At 47.7% G+C, this 19955-nt stretch carries 21 protein-coding genes and 1 pseudogene; 13 read left to right on the forward strand and 9 right to left on the reverse strand.

Annotated elements, in window-relative coordinates:
* Positions 1-30: 30 nt before the first annotated feature.
* Positions 31-726 carry a hypothetical protein gene (locus tag Q337_RS0110135; RefSeq protein WP_026471503.1) on the reverse strand — a complete coding sequence of 232 codons (696 nt, stop codon included), beginning with the start codon at positions 724-726 and terminating at the stop codon, positions 31-33.
* A gap of 384 nt (positions 727-1110) precedes the next feature.
* Here Q337_RS0110135 and Q337_RS0110140 point away from each other — a divergent pair, with 384 nt between their 5' ends.
* Complete coding sequence (locus Q337_RS0110140; RefSeq protein ID WP_026471504.1) at positions 1111-1350, forward strand: PspC domain-containing protein; 240 nt, start codon at positions 1111-1113, stop codon at positions 1348-1350.
* A gap of 100 nt (positions 1351-1450) precedes the next feature.
* Here the strand turns inward: Q337_RS0110140 and Q337_RS0110145 are convergent, their stop codons facing one another.
* Positions 1451-1804 (reverse strand): hypothetical protein, encoded by a 354-nt coding sequence (locus tag Q337_RS0110145; RefSeq protein WP_026471505.1) that lies wholly within the window; start codon positions 1802-1804, stop codon positions 1451-1453.
* Positions 1805-2084: 280 nt separating this feature from the next.
* On the opposite strand from Q337_RS0110145, the gene glyQ reads away from it, so the two are divergent.
* From glyQ to Q337_RS0110160, 3 genes are all read left to right on the forward strand, one after another.
* A complete protein-coding gene (gene glyQ / locus Q337_RS0110150) occupies positions 2085-3089 on the forward strand; it encodes a glycine--tRNA ligase subunit alpha (protein WP_026471506.1) in 1005 nt (334 codons plus the stop codon).
* Positions 3089-5155: a glycine--tRNA ligase subunit beta gene (glyS, locus tag Q337_RS0110155; protein WP_026471507.1), complete on the forward strand. Its 2067-nt coding sequence runs from the start codon at positions 3089-3091 to the stop codon at positions 5153-5155. The genes glyQ and glyS overlap by 1 nt, the downstream gene beginning before the upstream one ends.
* A 162-nt stretch (positions 5156-5317) precedes the next feature.
* Positions 5318-6205: a TIGR01777 family oxidoreductase gene (locus Q337_RS0110160; RefSeq protein ID WP_026471508.1), complete on the forward strand. Its 888-nt coding sequence runs from the start codon at positions 5318-5320 to the stop codon at positions 6203-6205.
* 13 nt (positions 6206-6218) lie between these two features.
* On the opposite strand, the gene Q337_RS0110165 is transcribed toward Q337_RS0110160, so the two are convergent.
* Positions 6219-6779, reverse strand: a complete 561-nt coding sequence (locus Q337_RS0110165; protein WP_026471509.1) for a hypothetical protein — start codon at positions 6777-6779, stop codon at positions 6219-6221.
* Between the two features lie 363 nt (positions 6780-7142).
* On the reverse strand, positions 7143-7706 hold the full coding sequence (locus Q337_RS0110170; protein ID WP_026471510.1) for a hypothetical protein: 564 nt from the start codon (positions 7704-7706) through the stop codon (positions 7143-7145).
* Positions 7707-7925: 219 nt separating this feature from the next.
* Here Q337_RS0110170 and Q337_RS0110175 point away from each other — a divergent pair, with 219 nt between their 5' ends.
* A complete protein-coding gene (locus Q337_RS0110175; RefSeq protein ID WP_026471511.1) occupies positions 7926-8585 on the forward strand; it encodes a ParA family protein in 660 nt (219 codons plus the stop codon).
* Between the two features lie 176 nt (positions 8586-8761).
* Positions 8762-9850 (forward strand): AI-2E family transporter, encoded by a 1089-nt coding sequence (locus tag Q337_RS17405; protein WP_034279878.1) that lies wholly within the window; start codon positions 8762-8764, stop codon positions 9848-9850.
* Between the two features lie 45 nt (positions 9851-9895).
* On the opposite strand, the gene hemW is transcribed toward Q337_RS17405, so the two are convergent.
* Positions 9896-11119: a radical SAM family heme chaperone HemW gene (hemW, locus tag Q337_RS0110185; protein ID WP_034279881.1), complete on the reverse strand. Its 1224-nt coding sequence runs from the start codon at positions 11117-11119 to the stop codon at positions 9896-9898.
* Positions 11120-11143: 24 nt separating this feature from the next.
* Here hemW and Q337_RS0110190 point away from each other — a divergent pair, with 24 nt between their 5' ends.
* From Q337_RS0110190 to Q337_RS17410, 6 genes are all read left to right on the forward strand, one after another.
* Positions 11144-11602 (forward strand): EVE domain-containing protein, encoded by a 459-nt coding sequence (locus tag Q337_RS0110190; protein WP_026471513.1) that lies wholly within the window; start codon positions 11144-11146, stop codon positions 11600-11602.
* 86 nt (positions 11603-11688) lie between these two features.
* Positions 11689-12144 (forward strand): DMT family transporter, encoded by a 456-nt coding sequence (locus Q337_RS0110195; protein WP_026471514.1) that lies wholly within the window; start codon positions 11689-11691, stop codon positions 12142-12144.
* 158 nt (positions 12145-12302) lie between these two features.
* Positions 12303-13115, forward strand: a complete 813-nt coding sequence (locus tag Q337_RS0110200; RefSeq protein ID WP_026471515.1) for a hypothetical protein — start codon at positions 12303-12305, stop codon at positions 13113-13115.
* A gap of 199 nt (positions 13116-13314) precedes the next feature.
* Positions 13315-14739, forward strand: coding sequence for an MATE family efflux transporter (locus Q337_RS0110210; RefSeq protein ID WP_156935771.1), 1425 nt, complete (start codon positions 13315-13317; stop codon positions 14737-14739).
* Between the two features lie 118 nt (positions 14740-14857).
* Positions 14858-16171, forward strand: coding sequence for an ABC1 kinase family protein (locus Q337_RS0110215; RefSeq protein ID WP_026471517.1), 1314 nt, complete (start codon positions 14858-14860; stop codon positions 16169-16171).
* 33 nt (positions 16172-16204) lie between these two features.
* Positions 16205-16396 (forward strand): hypothetical protein, encoded by a 192-nt coding sequence (locus Q337_RS17410; RefSeq protein WP_034279884.1) that lies wholly within the window; start codon positions 16205-16207, stop codon positions 16394-16396.
* Between the two features lie 88 nt (positions 16397-16484).
* On the opposite strand, the gene Q337_RS19085 is transcribed toward Q337_RS17410, so the two are convergent.
* The 4 genes from Q337_RS19085 to Q337_RS0110240 form a co-directional block, all read right to left on the reverse strand.
* Positions 16485-16640, reverse strand: a complete 156-nt coding sequence (locus tag Q337_RS19085; protein ID WP_211253605.1) for a hypothetical protein — start codon at positions 16638-16640, stop codon at positions 16485-16487.
* The gene (locus Q337_RS19090) at positions 16634-16954 is read right to left on the reverse strand and encodes a hypothetical protein (RefSeq protein ID WP_026471518.1); all 321 of its coding nucleotides are present in this window, start codon (positions 16952-16954) and stop codon (positions 16634-16636) included. The genes Q337_RS19085 and Q337_RS19090 overlap by 7 nt, the downstream gene beginning before the upstream one ends.
* 248 nt (positions 16955-17202) lie before the next feature.
* Entirely contained in the window at positions 17203-17589 is a 387-nt protein-coding gene (gene crcB / locus Q337_RS0110235; protein ID WP_034279886.1) for a fluoride efflux transporter CrcB, read from the reverse strand.
* A 118-nt stretch (positions 17590-17707) separates the two neighbouring features.
* Positions 17708-18490, reverse strand: a complete 783-nt coding sequence (locus Q337_RS0110240) for an SDR family NAD(P)-dependent oxidoreductase (protein ID WP_026471520.1) — start codon at positions 18488-18490, stop codon at positions 17708-17710.
* Positions 18491-18814: 324 nt separating this feature from the next.
* On the opposite strand from Q337_RS0110240, the pseudogene Q337_RS19230 reads away from it, so the two are divergent.
* Positions 18815-19153: pseudogene (locus Q337_RS19230) on the forward strand (HopJ type III effector protein); the annotation flags it as partial.
* Positions 19154-19955 lie beyond the last annotated feature (802 nt).

The following is a 19955-nucleotide window of genomic DNA, read 5'->3' on the forward strand; positions in this document are numbered from 1 at the left end:
AAACTCAGTAACAGTAATGGGTTAGCTCAATTAGCTATTGGATGCCATCAGTGAATACTGGCCCAGTGCCTCAGCCGGTTCAACCATGGCACTGGCATTGGGCTGGAATTGAAGCTGGTTAAGCCCAATTTTCTTGAAGCTCCAGATTTCATGATTAGGTAAAATCAGCATAATATTCTGCCCATTGGCAGATACTGTCCATGCGGCAACTTCCTTGTCCAGCATGGCATTTACTTTTCCTTGCGCGGCCAGTGTGCGAATGGCAGAACCATCCGGCAACAAGGTTAAGGTCATGTCTACCTTATCACTGGAACAGGCTAAGGATTGCACCGTACAGGGAACTTGTCCGGTATAACGTCCGGCAAACTGTTTGACCAGTGATTCTGAGGGCACCGCCTGAACATTTGTTTTGCTTTCATTAAAAGCCGTGTGCATCACATCCTGATTGTTAATATAGCGTTCAGCAGACGCTGCTTCAGTGATTGATAAAGCAGCCGCACGTGCACTTTGCATATTGGCATGGTCAAGCGCGTTGTCTTCAAGAGATTCCTGAGAACGTGAACGTAGATCTAGACTGTTATTACAGCCGGACAGTAACAGCATGCCAGCCAGCAGGCTTACCGATAATAGTCGGCCTGGGTTGCCAGCAGCCGGATATGCTGCGCTGGGAATCACCGCGCGTGCAATGGTGCTTGCCTTGCCTGTTATCAGGGCAGTGTTAATCATCTATCTCTATGACCTCGATCAATTGATAATGAGGGCACGACCTTGTGTATTATTAGTATTGGAAGGGTCTTTAGCTCATCTGCTAGGATGAGTCATCTTATAATTGAACCGGCTTCAAATTGAGCAGTGTTTAGTGTTCTCTTGTGTTTTTTCTTTGCAGGAGTTAGCTAAAAAGTTAGTTCAGGAACATATACTTACGCTATTAACATTCTCTGCATTTTTTGCCCACACTGTGTACAAAGCCGACACACTTTCCTGCTTTAAAAACTAGCTATTAACCTTATATATTTAAATACTGGTCAGCAGAATTAACCTGCGATCATATTACATGATTTAGACCAGTTTCTACTTTTAATATTCGCATCGCGAAGGAGCATTGATACAATGAACAAGATTGGCCTGTACCGTTCACGCCGACGCAACATGATTGCCGGGGTTATGGGGGGTATTGCTGAGCGTTATGGCTGGAATACAAACTTGCTGCGCGTGATTTTTGTCATTGTTTCAATCTTCAGTGCAGCGTTCCCAGGGATTATTGTTTATCTGGTGCTGTGGTTACTCATGCCCAAACAACCCCGGCAAATTACACCCGCCCAGCCCCATGATCTTAGAACCGTTAATTGAGTGCTAACACTTAAAAAAAATTCGGCACTCATAACTTCCAAACTAAAAAGCCTCTATCCATTTAGAGGCTTTTTAATCGGTGCAATATAAGCCTTTCACTTTAACTCAAGTCACACTGGATGGCATTCACATCCAGCTTAATGCGCGGTGAATCACGCAAGTATTGCGCCAGAATTTGGGCATCATGCGGACTCTGGAAATTTAACGCTCTTAATGCATCGATCTGATCCAGCGTAATTCCTGTGGTCATTGCACAGTGATTAGCCACCTGATTTTCCTTGGTTACTTTAAACACTTCAGTATTATTGGCAAAATCAAGCTGCTTAATGCGTTGCTGCGCCTGATTCACTTTCAGTAAAGCCTGTTTCTGCTGGTTTGATGCAGCGTTCTGGCTAATCCAGTGTTCAGGCGTAGCAGGCGTTTGCTCGCTAAAATTTAGCGTTTTGGTGTTCATGTGCTGACATCCGGCCATTAATAATGCAGTCGTCGTTATCACAATTATGCTTTTCAAAAGATTCATATTCTGGAGAGTTTGATTTATGGTTGAACCAGTTTATGTCAGCATTGAACCATCGCATATAGCGCATTTGTAGATGATACTGATTACTTTATGATTAAAGAGTTGGCCTACCCTCGTTTAAGTTTTTAATTCAAGCCAGAGTTTCCCTTTGTCTAAACCCGGCAAATTCCCTATACTAATCGCCATTTTCTCACCTCAAAAACATGGATGCCACATGAGTCGCGCCATATCGCACATCGATACTTTTCAGGGCTTGATCTTAGCCCTACAAAACTACTGGGCTGAACAGGGTTGCGTGGTCTTGCAGCCTTACGATATGGAAATGGGCGCAGGCACCTTTCATACCGCCACTTTTTTGCGCGCGCTTGGGCCAGAAACCTGGAATGCAGCCTATGTGCAGCCATCACGCCGCCCCAAGGATGGCCGTTATGGTGAAAACCCTAACCGCTTGCAGCATTATTACCAGTTTCAGGTGGTGTTAAAACCCAATCCGGCCAATATCCAGCAGTTGTATTTAGACTCTCTAAAAGCCATTGGCATTGATACCCTCACCCACGATATCCGTTTTGTGGAAGACAACTGGGAATCACCAACACTGGGTGCATGGGGCTTAGGCTGGGAAGTGTGGCTGAACGGTATGGAAGTGACCCAGTTTACCTACTTCCAGCAAGTGGGTGGCGTGGAATGCTATCCGGTGACGGGTGAAATTACTTATGGACTGGAACGTCTGGCCATGTACCTGCAAGGCGTGGATTCGGTCTATGACTTAGTGTGGACCAAAGGCCAGTTTGGCACCGTAACCTATGGCGACGTATTCCACCAGAACGAAGTGGAACAATCGACCTATAACTTTGAACACGCCAATGTGTCCAAGCTGTTTGAGCTGTTTGATTTTTATGAAGAAGAATCCAACAAGCTAATGGCTGCCGAGTTACCACTGCCTGCCTATGAAATGGTAGTGAAAGCCTCGCATACGTTTAACTTACTGGATGCACGCGGCGCAATTTCAGTCACCGAGCGCCAGCGTTATATCCTGCGCGTGCGGGGTCTTGCGCGTGCGATTGCACAAAGCTATGTGAAAGCTCGTGCCAAGCTGGGCTTCCCGATGGCAGCGCCACATTTGCGGGATGAAGTATTAGCGCAACTTAAAGCAGCCGAAGATGCAGAAGCCTTATTGAGCAATGCCAAACAGCAACAAGAAAAACAGGGTGAGCAATAATGTCTAAACATACGGTCTTATTTGAGCTGGGCTGCGAAGAACTGCCACCCAAAAGCCTAAAAACGCTGCGTGATGCCTTAAAAGCTGAAGTTGAAAAAGGTTTAACCAGTGCTGGCTTAAATTTTAGCGGCATTGATGCCTATGCTGCGCCACGCCGTTTGGCCTTAAAAATTACTGATCTTGATGCGGCCCAGCCAGATGGCCAAAAGCGCTTTGATGGCCCGGCAGTACAAGCTGCTTATGATAGCGAGGGCAATGCTACCCGCGCACTGGAAGGTTTCCTGCGTAGTCAGGGTATCACCGCCGATCAGGTGTCGCGTTTTAATGCCGGCAAAATGGAAAAGGTCTGTTTTTATAAAGACATTAAAGGCCAAAGCCTTGATGAACTGTTACCTGCCATTTTGCAAACCGCACTGGATAACTTGCCGATTGCCAAGCGTATGCGCTCTGCGGCCAGCCGTACCGAATTTGTGCGTCCGGTACAGTGGGTGGTGTTGCTAAAAGATGATCAGGTCATTGACGCCACTATTCAAGATTTTAAAGCAGGCAACCAAACGTTTGGCCACCGCTTCCACGCCCCACAAGCCATTAGCTTAAAACATGCCAATGATTATCTGGAAAGCCTGCGTGCAGCGCACGTGGTTGCTGATTTTGACGAACGTCAGGGCATGATTTCTGCGCAAGTCAAAACGCTGGCAGATGAAGTCAATGCACAGGCCATTGTGCCCAGCGATTTACTGGATGAAGTGACTGCACTGGTTGAATGGCCAGTAGCCTTGCGCGCCAGTTTTGAGCAGCGCTTTTTGGCTGTGCCGCAAGAAGCTCTGATTTCCACCATGCAGGACAACCAGAAGTATTTTTGTCTGGTCAATGAAGCTGGCAAATTACAGCCTTACTTTATTACTGTGTCCAACATTGATTCCAAAGACCCTAGCCAGATTATTGAAGGCAATGAAAAAGTGGTACGTCCCCGTTTGTCGGATGCCGAGTTTTTCTTTTTGCAAGACCAAAAGCAACCACTGGCCAGCCGCCAAGCCAAACTGGCTAATATGGTATTTCAGGCGCAACTCGGCACCCTGTGGGACAAATCCGAGCGTATTGCCAAGCTGGCCAGTGAAATTGCCAAGCTGACCGATGGTGATGAAGCATCTGCCAAGCAAGCAGGCTTATTAGCCAAATGTGACCTGACCTCTGAACTGGTGGGTGAATTTCCGGAGCTGCAAGGTATTGCCGGAACCTACTATGCCCGCCTTGAAGGCCAGCCGGATGAAGTAGCCAATGCCATTGCTGAGCAATATTTGCCACGCTTTGCTGGTGACAATTTGCCGCAAACCAAGACCGGTACAGCACTGGCACTGGCGGATCGTCTGGATACGCTAGTGGGTATTTTTGGCATTGGCCAAGCGCCAACTGGCAACAAAGACCCATTTAGCTTGCGCCGTGCAGCGATTGGCATTTTGCGCCTGCTGATTGAAAACAAGCTGTCGATTTCCTTAAGCCAATTGATTGAACTGGCAGCACAGGGCTATGGGGATAAGTTAAAAGATATCCACAAAGCACAGGCCGATGCACTGCAATTTGTGGAAGGTCGCTACCGGGCGATGTATGAAGATCAGGGCGTGAGTGTTGATGTGATTCAGGCGGTACAAGGCTTAAATCCCGCGTCGCCACTGGATTTTGATTATCGTATTAAAGCGGTAAGCCACTTTAAAACCCTGCCCGAAGCTCAAGCTTTGGCCGCTGCCAACAAGCGCGTTGCCAATATTCTGGCAAAAGAAGGCAACGTGAGCGGTGATGTAGATGCCAGCTTACTGACTGAACAGGCTGAAAAAGACCTGTATCAGGCATTGCAGGCCATTTCCCCGGTGGTCACGCCGTTGTTGCAGTCACATGATTATACCCCTGCCCTGACTGAGCTTGCCACTTTGCGCGCACCGATTGATGCATTCTTTGATAACGTGATGGTGATGGCTGATGATGCGGCGGTTAAGCAAAATCGCTTGCGCTTGCTGGCCGAGTTACGTGCATTGTTTATTAGCGTTGCAGATGTGAGTGTGTTGCAATAAGTTATTGATTTAAGCTGTTATAAATGAAGCGGATATCATGTCCGCTTTTTTATTGATTATAATTTAAACAGCATAGATAACAAATCCACTTAACCCAATAAATTCACAATCTGCTATACATAATGAAAATCATCAAATATCTATAATTTTTAGGCAAATACCATGCATATCCTCATTACGGGCGGTAGTGGATTTCTGGGCACAGCCCTCATTCAACGCCTGCTGCACGACCAGCACAGCATTACCGTCACCAGTCGCCAGCCTGAACAGTTTCCCCTATCGCATCCCTTGCTCACCGTAACTACACTAAAAAAACTGGAAAGCATTGGCTATGCCGATATTGTCATTAATCTGGCTGGTGCTGGCATTGCCGACAAGCGCTGGACTGAACAGCGCAAAACCGATTTATTGCAAAGTCGCCTGCAAACCACGCAAGCCTTGATTAACTGGTTTAAGCAATTGGCAGTGAAGCCACAACAGTTTTTATCCGGCTCGGCAATTGGCTGGTATGGCTCGCATGACAATAATGTGCTGAACGAAACCAGTAAGGCACAAGCTGGCTTTACCCATGCGCTATGCCAGCAGTGGGAACAATGCGCCTTACAGGCACAGGAACTGGGGATTTCGACCACTCTGCTGCGCACTGGCGTGGTGCTGGATCAGTCTGGTGGGATGATTGCGCGCTTAAAGCCTATTTACCAGTTGGGCTTTGGTGGCAGAATTGGCTCGGGACAACAATGGATGAGCTGGATTAGCCGTGAGGACTGGATTAATGCGGTGCTGTTTTTAATGCAGCATCCGATTGCAGGCCCGGTGAATCTGGTGGCGCCTACCCCTGTCACGCAAGCGCAGTTTGCCAGGGATTTTGCACAGGCGCTGCATCGACCTGCATGGCTGCCGATGCCCACCTTTATGGCAAAATTGGCGTTTGGCGAAATGTCGCATCTATTTCTGGATAGCCAGCGAATTATGCCGGAATGCTTAATTCAGGCGGGTTTTAACTTTCAGCATCCAGATGTATCAAAAGCGCTATCGCAGCTCGTGCAATGAATAGCGTTTATATTTATTTCTCAACCCATTGAATGGCTTGCACGCGCAATAGCTCACAAGCGCCATCGCCAACATCGGTGCGTGACAGTGAACTGCGCCATGTCCAGCCATGATCATCGACCTCAACCAGATCACCACGTAAATTCACCAGATCACCCTGTTTCACCTGCTTTAGCTCAGCGGCAATTTTGGGATTGGCTGGAATAATGTGAATATTGGATACCAGTTGCATGGCTTTTTTGGGTGGCAAGGGCAGCTTGCTCATGCTCCAGGTCAGGTAGCGGTTATCCTGCCGCACACCAATCAAGGGATAATAATACTTGCTGGCCAGCAGTCCCTCACTCACGGCAAAATCCACCGGTGAAAACTGTGCTTCCCGGTCATTTTGATAGTCCTTGCGTCCCAGAATGCGAAAGTTGCCAGCAAACTGATCCAGCACTTTAACCTGCTGGTTTTGTGCAGGCGCCAAGCCTTTTGCAATGTTGAACTGCGCACTATTAAGCTGGAATTGGGCAGCAGGCCGATTGGCCAGTGCAGGCGTAGCTACTACAGACACGCCTAAAGCACTCAACAGTAAAATGCCGCCAATTTGCAAAACGCTTTGCAGGGATCGCACTGGTTTCTTTGTCCTCATACTGGAATTTACAGAAATAAAGTCAAGGGAAGTTTTATTCATTAAAACCTAAAAAAATCCATGAAATGCGCAGAAATCTCCGCAAGCTGTAACGGATTGCTGTTTTTTTGCGAAACTGTTTATTTTTAAAAGCTGCTTATCGTTGAAAACTGTGTATTTTTAGAATTTGCTTATTGATAAAAACTGCTTACTTATAAATTCTACTCATTGATAAATAATGTTTTTTTAACTCAGCTTATTTTTTTCTTGGAATTAATCAGGATTCAAAAGCTATATGCTAATTAATCCAATGAATAAAAATACCTATAGCCAGCGCACCTGATCAACCCGCATCAGTTCACAGGCGCCTGCACCAGTATCCTCACGCGACAAGGAGCTGCGCCAGTGCCAGCCGTTGCTCATTTCAATTTCAACCAGCGCACCTTGCAGATAGACCATATCATCCGGCTTGACCTTTTTTAGCTGTTTGGCCACTTCGCTATTGGCGGGAATGATATGCATGTTGGCACTGTGGATTTCAATCTCGCGCAAAGGAATGGGTGGCTCATGATCCACATGCCAGCGATACCAGCGGTTACTTTGGCTTATATCAATCTGCGAATAGACTTCCGGCTTGGCCATATCGCCCCAGCCCACTGCAAAATCCACAGGTGAAAATTGTGCTTCGGTGCCAATGCTGTAATCTTCACGGCTTAAAATGCGGAATTCACCGGAATAGGCTTCCAGTTCTTTCACCTGTACGCCCTGAGCAGCCTGTGTGCCTGCGCCAGTTGTCCATTGATCCAGATGTGGTGAAGGCCTTAGCCAGTGCGACCATGCTGCATAACCAATGGCCAGCGCCAGTAACAGGTAAAATCCACGTTCCATGATGATTTCTCTTATTGGATTGCCTTATTGGTTTGGCTTAAACCAGCTTGCAACGCAGACCGGATATTTTGTCCTGTTATCATAACCAGTCCATAGGGCAAAAACAGCAAAATTTTAAATCTTAGGTCACGCTAAGTTTCAAATTTCATTGTAGTTTTCACGAAACTGTCATATTTTTTCATTACAATTGAATAAACCTAATTATGTGTTGAACAATCATTGAAAACGATTCTGGTGGCCAATCATAAAGGGGGCTGCGGCAAGACCATTACTGCCATTACTTTGGCAGCCGCTTTGGCAAGACGGGGTAACAAAGTAGCACTGGCTGATGCCGATGTACAAAAGTCGTCACTGCAATGGCTAAAGTTGCGGCCAGAACACGCCAGTAAAATTATTGGGCTGGACTGGCGTCATGACGACAGCATTGGCGATACACCAAAAAAGGTCGATTGGCTGGTGGTAGATGCGCCGGGATCGCTCACCGACCAGCATGCGGCACAACTGGTGGCCACTGCCCATGCCATGATTATTCCGGTGCAACCCTCGTTTTTTGATGTGGACAGCACCCGGCGTTTTTTAAAGCACGTTGAAGACTTAAAGCGCGTGCGTAAAGGCAAGGTCCAGTTGCATTTGCTGGCCAACCGGGTACGCGCGCAATCCATTGGCAGCAAGCAGCTTGAGGACTTTTTTAGGCAAGTGGATTTTACCCCACTGGGCTGGATTAGCGAGCGTAGCGCCTATCCGCAGCTGGCGGCACAGGGCTTGAGCATTTTTGATCATCACCAGAAACAGTATCAGCCCATGCAGGCCCAATGGCATGAGCTGCTTAACCAGCTGGAACCACCTGCTGCCGGGCCTGTTACCACGTGGTATGCCTAGATTATTTTTGGTTTAGACCGCTCCTGATTACCGGGATCACACTGCTGCCGGGTTAGAGCAGATACAAATCCATGTGCTCAGACTGAATGATTCATAGATATTTTTCACTTTGCCGCTTGTGTAGGCATGTAGTTCGATTAACATAGCTGCATAACCCTCAGCATAATGAGACTGGTGTGCAAGACGTTTCAGCCATTCAACGCCTGCTTTTACTTGGCCTGTTTATTGGGCTAATGCTGCTTAGCTTTCAGGTTTTAAAGTTTTTTATTGTGCCTGTGGTATGGGCCGCCATTCTAGCCTATATCACCTGGCCAATTTATCAGGCCATTTTGCGGACTTTTGGCTATCGGCATAATTTAAGCGCGCTGACCATGACTACCATTTTAAGCGTGGTAATTGGCGTGCCGTTTATTATGGCTATTTTCCTGTTGCAGCATGAAGGCCGCGATTTGTATCTGAACCTGCAACGCCAGATTTTTGCCGGTGGTATTACCTTACCGGATTTTGTCCAGCATATTCCTATTATTGGCAAGGAAATGTCCCGCTTTGTGGCCCAGTTGAATGCGCATCCGCATGATCTGGCCAGCACCATCCGCAGCTGGATGCAGGGGCATATTGGCTATGGCCGGGTGGTACTGGGCGAAATTAGCCGCAATATTTTCAAGCTCACGCTGGCTATTTTAACGCTGTTTTTCTTTTACCGGGATGGCACTTTTATTCTGGATCAGGTGCGCATGGCCCTGAACAAGATTATTGGTTATCGTGTGCATGGTTATTTGCATGCTATTGGCGAAACCACACGCGCCGTCGTGTATGGCGTGGGCCTCACAGCACTGGCGCAAGCCTTGCTGGCTGGCCTTGGCTACTGGGTGGCAGGTGTGCCCAATCCGGTGGTGTTGACCTTCGCCACTTTTCTGCTGGCGCTGATTCCATTTGGTACGCCATTTTCATGGGGCGGTGTTTGCATCTGGCTGCTGTCGCAGGGTCACACCTGGGAAGCGGCTGGCATGGCAGTCTGGGGTTTATGCGTGGTGAGCTGGGTGGATAATATTATCCGGCCACTGGTGATTTCCGGTGCAACCAAAATTCCATTTTTGCTGATTATGTTTGGCGTACTGGGTGGCCTGGCCAGTTTTGGCATGGTAGGCGTATTTATTGGCCCGGTGATTCTGGCAATTTTGCTGGCAGTCTGGCGTGAATGGCTGCATCAAAAGCTGATTGAACCGGAACAGGAAGAACTGTTTGAAGAAAAGCCACTGCTATAGCTGTTATAACAGTGAAGCGGCTTTTTTTATGACGATTGTGTTGGGCTATTCCATAACAAATTCACTCAGCACATCATTTAAATAATTAAATCCGTGTGCGGTACATTGCAGGCGCTGCTCATCTGTAACCAGCAGGCCCTGCTGCCGCAACCGAGTCAATATGGATTGCAGGCTAGTGAGTGACAGGCCTGTCCGCGCCGCATAAAAAATACTAGGCACTCCGCCTTTTAACCGTAAGGCATTCATCATAAATTCAAATGGCATGTCATCGGCAGCAATGGCCTGCCAGTTCAGCATGCTGGCCGGTTGCTGGGCCAGATAATCCTTCGGTTGGCGGGTTTTCTGGAAACGGTAAATGCCCTCTGGCTTAGTTACCTTGCCATGTGCCCCCGCACCAATTGCCAGATAATCCCCAAACTGCCAGTAATTCAGGTTGTGCCGACAGGGTTGTTCTTTGGCCCACGCCGACACTTCATATTGCACATAACCAAGATTTTGCAGCACCGCTTCCCCGGCCTGCTGGATATCGGCCAGAATATCATCTTCTGGCAACACCGGCTGGGTTCTAAAAAATACCGTATTGGGTTCAATGGTCAGTTGATACCATGAAATATGGGTCGCGCCCTGACCAATTGCTGTGTGCAAGTCATACAGAGCCTGTGCCTCGGTTTGGGCTGGCAGGCCATGCATCAAATCAACATTTAAGCGGTTAAACCCCGCCTCACGCGCGCGGGTAATGGCCTGCATGGCATCATCCTGGCTATGAATACGGCCAAGACGCTGCAACTGTGCACTGTCAAAAGTTTGCACGCCCAGAGACAAGCGGTTGATCCCTGCTTCCAGATAATCAGCAAAGGGTTGATGTTCCAGTGTGCCGGGGTTAGCTTCCAGCGTAATTTCACAATCGGCACTAAAGTCAAACAGGGCTTTTAACTGGTTAAATAACCACTGGTAGCCTTTGGCCGAAATCAGCGAGGGCGTGCCACCGCCAATAAATACACTGGAAATGCATCTGCCTTGTGCCAATGGTTGCTGTTGTGCTGCATCTTGTATTAATGCCTGTAAATACGCTTGCTCAAGCGCGGCAGGCAAGGCACTATCTGGAAAATTAACAACAGATGTAGCCTCTTGAACTGCTTGCACTTTTGGCAAGGCATGCGAATTAAAATCGCAGTAAGGGCATTTTTTTACACACCACGGCATGTGAATGTACAGGGCCAGCGGAATGACTGCTGGCTCAAGTAAAACCGGATCGTGCAAAATGGGCATGACTGTCAATTTAGGAGTCTCAACGTGGCCTACTGGCTAATGAAATCTGAACCACAAGGCTTTGGCATTGACCATTTGCAACAGCGCGGTGTTGCATTGTGGGATGGCGTGCGTAACTATCAGGCCCGTAACTTTTTGCGGCAAATGCAGGCTGGTGATCAGGCACTGTTTTACCATTCCAATTGTAAAGTACCGGGCATCGTAGGTCTAATGACAATTGTCAAGGGCGGTTATGCCGACCCGACTCAGTTTAATCCGGAACACCGTTATTACGATCCAAAATCCACCCTTGATAAGCCGCGCTGGACGGGCGTGGATGTAGAATTTGTCGAAAAATGGCCGGAGATTTTGCCACTGTCCACCTTGCGCGAAATGCCGGAGCTGGAAGACCTGCCACTACTAAAAACAGGGAGCCGTCTGTCCCTCATGCCAGTAACACCCGCACAGTGGCAGGCCATTTTACTGCATAAACCCAGCGCATAGACCTCACTCTAAAATCAAATCAGTATGACGATATAACTGCCGCCACATCGTAATCATCAGATAAAAGCCATCAGGTAAATGCCACCATGAAAGGATTGGAACTCAGTACATTATTAATGCTAGGACTGGCTGGTGGCATTGCGCTGGCCAGTCAGGCCGGGGTTAACGCCCAGCTACGTCAGTATGTCAACTCGCCTTATCAGGCCGCCTTTCTTTCCTTTCTGGTAGGCACTGTGATTCTGGGTGCTGTGGTCATGCTGCAAACTGATTCAAGGCCACAGTTGCAGCACCTGCTGGGCATGCCACTCTGGCTATGGGTTGGTGGTTTGCTGGGTGCTTTTGGCGTGAGCGTGTCGATTATTCTGGCGCCACGGCTAGGCGCAGTTAACCTGACTATTATTATTGTGTGCGGGCAACTGCTGGCATCGCTAGTACTTGATCACTTTGGCTGGCTGGGATTTGAAAAACACACTATTAACTGGCAACGCATTGCCGGCGCACTTATGGTGATGGCAGGGCTGGTGTTAACAGTAAAGTACTAGTATTAATTTCTTTATAACAGGGTTTAGCCAAGCTCATACAAAGCATATGTCTGTGCTTACCTTAACAACATTTGTTCTCTACTAGACTAGGTTCAGTTCAATCCCCTATCCATAAGAGAACGTAAATCATGCAAAAAACAAAACTCAGCTTAAGTATAATGACTGGCCTTCTGGCTGCTGCATTAACCGGTTGCGGCGGCAGTGGCGGTGGCAGTGATGACAGCTATACGCCACCAGCACTACAAAATGGGCCTGGCGGTACCCTGCTTGGCTTTTATGCGGAAACTCAGGATGCTAATGATCCTAATGCGGAAGTTGGTGGCATTTATGTCGATGCGCCAAAAGATGAAGGACGTATCAAAGGCCGCGCTTCTTTCCGCTATTTTGACTGTCAGGACAATAACAGTAACAATCTGGAAATTGAAGGCAACAAGCTAACCAGCTACTTGTCTGGCACAATTGAAGGCGCACTGGATTCCACCTCTACCAATGAGAATAATACGGAAATCCTGCTGGCCTTTGACAAACTGTCCTATTCCCGCGCAGACGACAAGTACACTGGTGGCTACGTACTGGATCAGGACGGTAATGATAGCCGTACGGTTAAGGACTGCAATGGCAATGATCAGGATTTTGTCGTTGCACACAAAGGTACTATTACCCTGTATCCATCTGATACGGTATTCCCGAATGATTTTAAAGTGGATGTTAATGCCGCAGGTAATCTCGTTAGCTGGAGTGGTGCACCAAACGGTGTTCGCAAGGCTTTAATTGATGTAATTGATCCAAATGCGATTGGTAATAGCACCGCAAAAGGCATTGTTTATCAAACTATTAGTACTTCCGTGTTACCAACTCATATCGTGCCTAATGATGCAGTGACTGATAATACTAACTACGTGGTGGTGGTGCAGTTATTTGATGAAAATAATAAACCACTGGCATTTAAACAAGTAACTGCCAAGTTTTAATCCTTAGGCTTTAACTTAATTCCAGCCTGCTGTGCTTGCCTTAAGCGGTAAATACAGCAGGTTTTTTATGCCTGTATTGTTATTGGGCAGTATGTTAATGAAGCCATAAGCCTGCTTCTGGAGCATTACCTGCTCGCAGTCCACTCTATTAACCTAAATCCGGCTACAATAGCGCTTGATTATATGATGTAGAAAAACCATGTCAGGGTCACCGACCAAATACAGCTACAAAATGCTAAAGCCTGATAGCCGACGTGATGAAATTCTCACCCTGTTTCATCTGATGTGGCCTATTTTAATTACCCAGGTGGCGCAAGCTGGTTTTGGCCTGATTGATACCGTAATGGCCGGGCGCATGTCACCCACTGATCTAGCCGTGGTGGCTGTTGGAGTGGGATTATGGTTACCCGTCGTGCTGTTTATGGCAGGCGTGATGATTGCCACTACCCCACTGGTGGCAGAGGCCAAGGGCGCCGGGCAAAGTCATAAAATTCCCTGGATTACCCAACAAGCACTGTATCTGGCCGTCTTGCTGGGACTGGCTGGTTTTGCCGTGCTACAGCTTGCCCCCTTAAGCTTTAACCTGCTGGACGTACCGGCGCACCTGCAACCCAAAGCCAGCTTCTTTTTGCATGCCATTGCCTTTGGCATGCCAGCCGTAACGCTATATGCCACCTTGCGCGGTTATACCGAAGCACTGGGTCATCCACGGCCTGTCACGGTGATTAGTATTCTGGGTTTGCTGGGCATTATTCCGCTTAACTATGTGTTTATGCATGGCTTGTTTGGCTTGCCCAAGCTGGGCGGTGCAGGTTGCGGCATTGCTACGGCCAGTATTCAGTGGATCATGCTGATTGTGCTGGCTATTTACTTAAGCCTCTCAAAAACCTATCAGCAGATTAAAATTTTTCAGCAGTTTAGCCGCTTTAATGCAGCCATGATCAGGCGAATTTTTGCACTGGGTGCACCCATTGGCATGGCGATATTCTTTGAGGTTAGCCTGTTTAGTATTGCTGCCATTATTTTAAGTCCGCTGGGCGAAATTGTGGTATCAGCGCACCAGATTGCGCTATCGGTGACGTCGGTATTTTTTATGGCACCCCTTTCGCTGGGCATGGCACTCACCATCCGGGTGGGCCAATTGTATGGCGAGCAAAACTGGTCGGCCATGCAGTATGTGCAACGGCTGGGCTTTATTTTTGCCACCAGTATGGCGCTGGCTGCCATGCTGCTCATGTTGCTGTTCCGCGAGCAAATTACCGGTTTTTATACCACTGATTCAACTGTTCAGGCAACGGCGACCAGTCTGCTGTTGTTTGCACTCATTTACCAGTTGTCCGATGCCTGGCAAGTGGCTGCTGCCGGCTGTTTGCGCGGTATGCAGGATACGCAAGGCCCGATGTGGATTACCCTACTGTCCTACTGGGGCATTGCCCTGCCGCTGGGAATTGTGCTGTCACGGGTATTGCCTTATGGCGCAGCAGGTTTCTGGACTGGGCTGGTCATTGGCCTGACCATTGCTGCAGTATTACTCAGCTTTCGCCTGCGGCATCGACAAAAACTGCTATTCCAGCATTTGGCAGCCAATGTGGCAAGTTCCACGCTCCCTGTTAAAAACCCATAAACACATTTAGCCACATCTGCTCACATAGCCCAACAAAAACACTATTTTTTTGGGCTTGGCAGGGCGGTATGTGCATGCCACACTGCCCTATTACTCCTGTTTTTGTAAGGTTAAAGTTGTGGCTGAAAAAACCAGTACACCCGGCCGCCGTTTCATCAAGCTAGCTGGTATGACCGCCAGCATTGCCGGCAAGGCAGTCAGCAATTCCATCAAATCCTTTAATGCCAACGATGAAGAAAAACTCGCGGCCAAATCCCGACTGTATGAAGATATTGGCCTTAAGATTGCCGATACACTGGGCGAGATGAAAGGCGCCGTGATGAAAGTGGGGCAGATTGCCTCCCAGTACAAGGATATTTTCCCACCTGAAGTGGCCAAAGCCATTGCCAAGCTGCAACGTCAGGCACCACCAGTACCCTTTAGCACCATTCAATACCAGATTGAACGCGAAATGGGCAAACCGTTAGACCAGATTTTTTCATCTATCGACAGTGAACCATTCGCCGCTGCCTCCATTGGACAGGTGCATCGTGCAGTGTTGCCTACTGGCGAGCGCGTGGTGGTGAAAGTGCAATATCCGGGTGTGGATGAAGCCTGCGAAAGTGACTTAAAGCAGGTGCGGCTGGCGTTGCGATTGGCCGGTGTGTTCAAAATTGACAAAAAGCTTCAGGACAAGCTGTTTGATGAAATGCGGGACAGTCTGACTGCCGAGCTAAATTACAATATTGAAGCGCATAACCTGCAAGTGTTTTCCACTTTTCACCAACCCCTCGACAGCAAGGTGATTATTCCCAAAGTTTATCCGGCCTATTCAACCCGCCGGGTACTCACGTTAAGTGAAGAACTGGGCGATTCCATTGAAACTGCTGCTACCTGGTCACAGGAACTGCGTAATGAACTGGGCGAGCGCCTGTTTCGCCTGATCAGTCAGGAAGTATTTTTCCTGCATAGTTTTCATAGCGACCCGCATCCGGGCAACTTTGCCTTTCGGCCTGATGGTTCCGTGGTGGTGTATGACTATGGCAGCACCAAAACCCTGTCACCTGAACTTGTTAACATCAACAAGCAACTGGTTCGTGCCGCTTTTAGCCATGATATTCCAGCGCTGGAACAAGCCTTGCGCGAATTGCATGTGCGCAACTATAACGGCCAGATTCCGGCAGAGTTTTACCAGCAGTGGATTGATATTCTCATTAGCCCATTAAATGGTGAATATGATTTTGCCAAAAATACAGCGCACCATGACGCCGTGGAATTACTGAAAAAATCCCTGAAGTACTGGGACAGTTTCCAGCCCTCGCCCGAAACCATGATGCTCAACCGCACCATCTCCGGCCATTACTGGAATATGATCAACCTGAAAGTCAAAGACAATTTCAAGCCTTTGCTGGAAGAAGTCGTGCCGCTGCATAGTTCAGCATCGCCCACCTGACCATTTCATGATTTTTTTGAGGATTGATTTGATATGACTAACCATAAGCCACAAACACCTGATAGCCAGTCACTGGAACAATTGCAGCATACTGTAGATGAGGACATCCGTAAAATGCGTGATGCCCAGCAGTTTCGCACGCTGGAAGAAAAAGTACAGGATTTAAAGAATCAGGGCATTGATCCCGCCAAAACCTTTGATACGCGAGGCGATGAGGACGATTAACGTTTAATTTTACTCTTCATAAAACATTAAAAAGCTCGACCAGAATAAAGGGTAAAAACCTCTGGTCGAGAAAACCACGTCTCCCCTATTATACCGCTACCCCCACAATCAGTGTTGCCACATAACCCGCAGTGACACTGCCAGTGACGCTAGACAATTGCAGGGAATAGCCATCGCGAAATACATTGTCAGTGCTCAGGCTGGTTCGGATATCACTGCGTACAATGCCAGAGCGGGTTAGCACATTAACCCCATTAGAACCATCTGCCGGATATGGTCCTTCGGTTTCTTCTGGAATGTTGCCACAACTGCTGACGTTGCCAGTATTATAGTGCTGCTATCAATACTGCCCGACGAATTGGTATCTGTGCTATTTGATGCACTGCCAGACGAGGCTACTGTACTGGAAGTACTACTGTCCCCCGAACTTCCAGCGCAGCCGGCCAGTAATAATGCAGCAGCTCCCCCTGCCTCATGGCCCAGAAGCTGGCGTCTATCCCACTGGCGCGCCATAATTTGCTGGATATCATTGATTAATCCTTTGGAATCCTGTGTCATTATCTTCCCTTAAATGAAAACACAGGCTTAAGCTATCGATAAATAAAGGAAAATATTTGAATACCCTGTTAATCGTTACTTACAGGCAATATTTTATTTAATATTTAAATCATTGATTTTTATTAATTATTTAAAAATACAGCAATTCTTGTTTTATTCATAATCAGCTCAATCCGACAAATAGCAGAAACCCTGTTGAGTGAGTAAATTTAATGTTTAGCGTTTATTTAGCAAGATTTATCAAAGCATTAGCTTAACATGGCTTTAAAGACACTATAGGCGAGCCACATGGCACATACCCCAACAATCACACTTAAGCTGGCATAGCTAAAGGCAATGAGCAGTTCACCACGCCGAATCAGGCTTAAGGTTTCAATGCCAAAGGCTGAAAATGTGGTAAAACCACCCAATAAGCCTGTCACAATAAACAGGCGGGCTTCCTGATTCACCGCTGGAAACTGTTCAGCAGCGACCAGAAAAATACCCGCCAATAGACAACCCAAAATATTAACGCCAAATGTTCCCCATGGAAAATGAACCGGATTCACCTGACGCACGATGAGCGCCGATAAGCCATAACGGGCCATTGAACCCAATGCACCACCAATGGCAACCAGCAGCAAAGGATGAAACATTATTTTTCCTGAACCATGCTAACAAATAAAATCATGAATCTCTTCAAAGACAAAGTCTATTGCCAGAAAGGGCAAGCCGACAGCTTAATGCCTATATCCGGCTTGCCTGCATACTCATTTACAGGAATTTTTGCACACTGTTCAGCAGTGCATTCGGCACCAGTTTTTGCATCTGGTACAGCACTGCCCACGGCAATTTGGGCACAATGGCATTTTTCTTTTTGGCCAGAATTGCTGTTAAAATTTCTTCAGCAACGTCCTTGGCCTTGGCAATAATCGGCAGGCCATGCGAGTTAAAGCCCTGCAACAAATCAGTGCTGACAAACCCCGGGTAAATCAGGCTTAAACCAATATTTTCACGTAATAAAGGCGCACGTACCGCATTAAAATAACTGCTCACCGCGGCCTTGCTGGCTGAATAGGCTGCACCGCTTGGCAGTGGCATAAACGCCGAATAGGATGAAATCACTGCCAGATGCCCGCCCCGTCCCTGCATGCGGAACAGGCTAATGGCGCTTTCACTGGTGGCAATGGCACCCAGCACATTGGTTTCAAAGACCTGTGCATCGCGTTCAATGCGGCCATCGCCCACCTTGCGGCTTTTTAAAATTCCGGCATTGGCCACCACAATGTCAATACGGCCCAGCAGTTCACTAAAGCCCATAAAAATTGGCATGATCTTTTCATTTTCACAAATATTCAGGGCAGCAACCTCAACCTGCACCTGATAGCGCTCGCGGATGCGTTCGGCCAGATTTTCCAGTCGGTCCAGTCGACGTGCAACCAGCGCCAGATTCATGCCACGCTTGGCACAGGCCCAGGCCAGCGCTTCACCAATACCACTGGATGCTCCGGTAATTAAAATATTTTTTTGCTCAGCTCGCGGTAGCAAGGAAGGCATTTTTTGACATCTCCATTGTTTTTTCGGTTTTTGTTCGAAGGTGAATCATATCGGTAGCGTTAAACAACACGCAGCATGATTATTGTAAGTCATTCCGGCCCACCTGCTTATAAAATTTCTTGAGACTTGATCAATAATCTGCAAGTGGATGCTAATCAAATTACCTCAAGTTACCTCAGTTAACTGTTGCTGTTCAGAAAGCTGCTAAAGCGCAGGACTGGTTTGCAAATCCAATACACACTCGGGCAGGGTTTTGCGGTTTGATACTAAAGAATTTTTGAAAACATAATCAAATTAAAAGGTTGGCTTTGAGGAGAAACCCTAATGTACGCGCCCAATTCGGCTTTATTGAATGCTCTGGCACACCATAAAATCAATTTTAAGCAAGTGCTGAAATTTATTGATGCCCGTTATGATTTTGAACCAACCGCATTTCAAAATGGCTCACAAAAAAATGCAGCCGGCGAAAATCAGGGCAGTTGCAAGGTGTTTTGCTTTGCGCACCTGAACAATTTTAACCAGCTTGATACATTGTCGCTGTTTGCCGAGCATTATCAGGCTGTGAAAGATAATCCGGACGGCACAGACCACCAGAATATTCGCCAGTTTATACATCATGGCTGGGCTGGTATTCATTTTGAAGGCCATGCATTAACGCCAAAAGCCAATATTGATGACATCAATGCACAGGCTGCCCAGCTATATGCAGACGGCGGTAGCGAATTTGAGGAAATTGCGGTAACGGAAGCTGCCAGCCAGCAACCCGTTGATGCGCAGCCGGGTGCGACGCCACTAGTGAATGAACCCAGTGACAAACTGTCCGAAAATACTGAAAACTTTGCAGAACCCAGTGCCCCTAAAGATGCCGATGACAGTGTGGATCAGCACAGTGGATCAACCGAAAGTGGGTCAACTGCACCAGATGTGATAGCACCAAGCAATGAAATCACAGAGGATGATAAAACCACGCTGGATGATGCCCGACTGGAAGCAAAAGCTGAACAGGCCATACTGGAAGCAGAAGCGGTTAAACAACAGGTAATTCCACCTTCACCGGGTTCTTCAGGCAGCATGGCCACCGAAACCACTTATTATACAGATAATGACAGTGTGACCGATGGCACAGCGCTGCCCGAACCTGCTAACTCAGCAACCGAAACCAGCCCGCAAACGCCTGAGCAGACTGCTGCTTTAACCAATGCTGACACCAGTACAAGTACTATAGATTCAACGCCGAGTGCTGATTCAGCTAACATCAGTGGTAGTGCCAATTCCAGTGCAACTGAACTCACAGCAGCCAATGCCGAGCATGTGGCTGATAATCCAGCTGCGTTTATTGAAGAAAAAAATACAACCAGTGATCGCAGTGAACCAGCAACGTCACAGTCACAGTCACAGGATACTGCGGATACTGCGGATACTGCGGATACTGCGGATACTGCGGATACTGCGGATACTGCGGATA

This window comes from Alkanindiges illinoisensis DSM 15370, from assembly GCF_000619845.1.
Classification (GTDB): Bacteria; Pseudomonadota; Gammaproteobacteria; order Pseudomonadales; family Moraxellaceae; genus Alkanindiges; species Alkanindiges illinoisensis.

Coding starts and splice junctions, on each gene's coding strand:
- Q337_RS0110135 (WP_026471503.1), bottom strand. CDS start 726: ATGATTAACACTGCCCTGATAACAGGCAAGGCAAGCACCATTGCACGC.
- Q337_RS0110140 (WP_026471504.1), top strand. CDS start 1,111: ATGAACAAGATTGGCCTGTACCGTTCACGCCGACGCAACATGATTGCC.
- Q337_RS0110145 (WP_026471505.1), bottom strand. CDS start 1,804: ATGAACACCAAAACGCTAAATTTTAGCGAGCAAACGCCTGCTACGCCT.
- glyQ (WP_026471506.1), top strand. CDS start 2,085: ATGAGTCGCGCCATATCGCACATCGATACTTTTCAGGGCTTGATCTTA.
- glyS (WP_026471507.1), top strand. CDS start 3,089: ATGTCTAAACATACGGTCTTATTTGAGCTGGGCTGCGAAGAACTGCCA.
- Q337_RS0110160 (WP_026471508.1), top strand. CDS start 5,318: ATGCATATCCTCATTACGGGCGGTAGTGGATTTCTGGGCACAGCCCTC.
- Q337_RS0110170 (WP_026471510.1), bottom strand. CDS start 7,706: ATGGAACGTGGATTTTACCTGTTACTGGCGCTGGCCATTGGTTATGCA.
- hemW (WP_034279881.1), bottom strand. CDS start 11,119: ATGCCCATTTTGCACGATCCGGTTTTACTTGAGCCAGCAGTCATTCCG.
- Q337_RS0110195 (WP_026471514.1), top strand. CDS start 11,689: ATGAAAGGATTGGAACTCAGTACATTATTAATGCTAGGACTGGCTGGT.
- Q337_RS0110200 (WP_026471515.1), top strand. CDS start 12,303: ATGACTGGCCTTCTGGCTGCTGCATTAACCGGTTGCGGCGGCAGTGGC.
- Q337_RS0110210 (WP_156935771.1), top strand. CDS start 13,315: ATGTCAGGGTCACCGACCAAATACAGCTACAAAATGCTAAAGCCTGAT.
- Q337_RS17410 (WP_034279884.1), top strand. CDS start 16,205: ATGACTAACCATAAGCCACAAACACCTGATAGCCAGTCACTGGAACAA.
- Q337_RS19090 (WP_026471518.1), bottom strand. CDS start 16,954: ATGACACAGGATTCCAAAGGATTAATCAATGATATCCAGCAAATTATG.
- crcB (WP_034279886.1), bottom strand. CDS start 17,589: ATGTTTCATCCTTTGCTGCTGGTTGCCATTGGTGGTGCATTGGGTTCA.
- Q337_RS0110240 (WP_026471520.1), bottom strand. CDS start 18,490: ATGCCTTCCTTGCTACCGCGAGCTGAGCAAAAAAATATTTTAATTACC.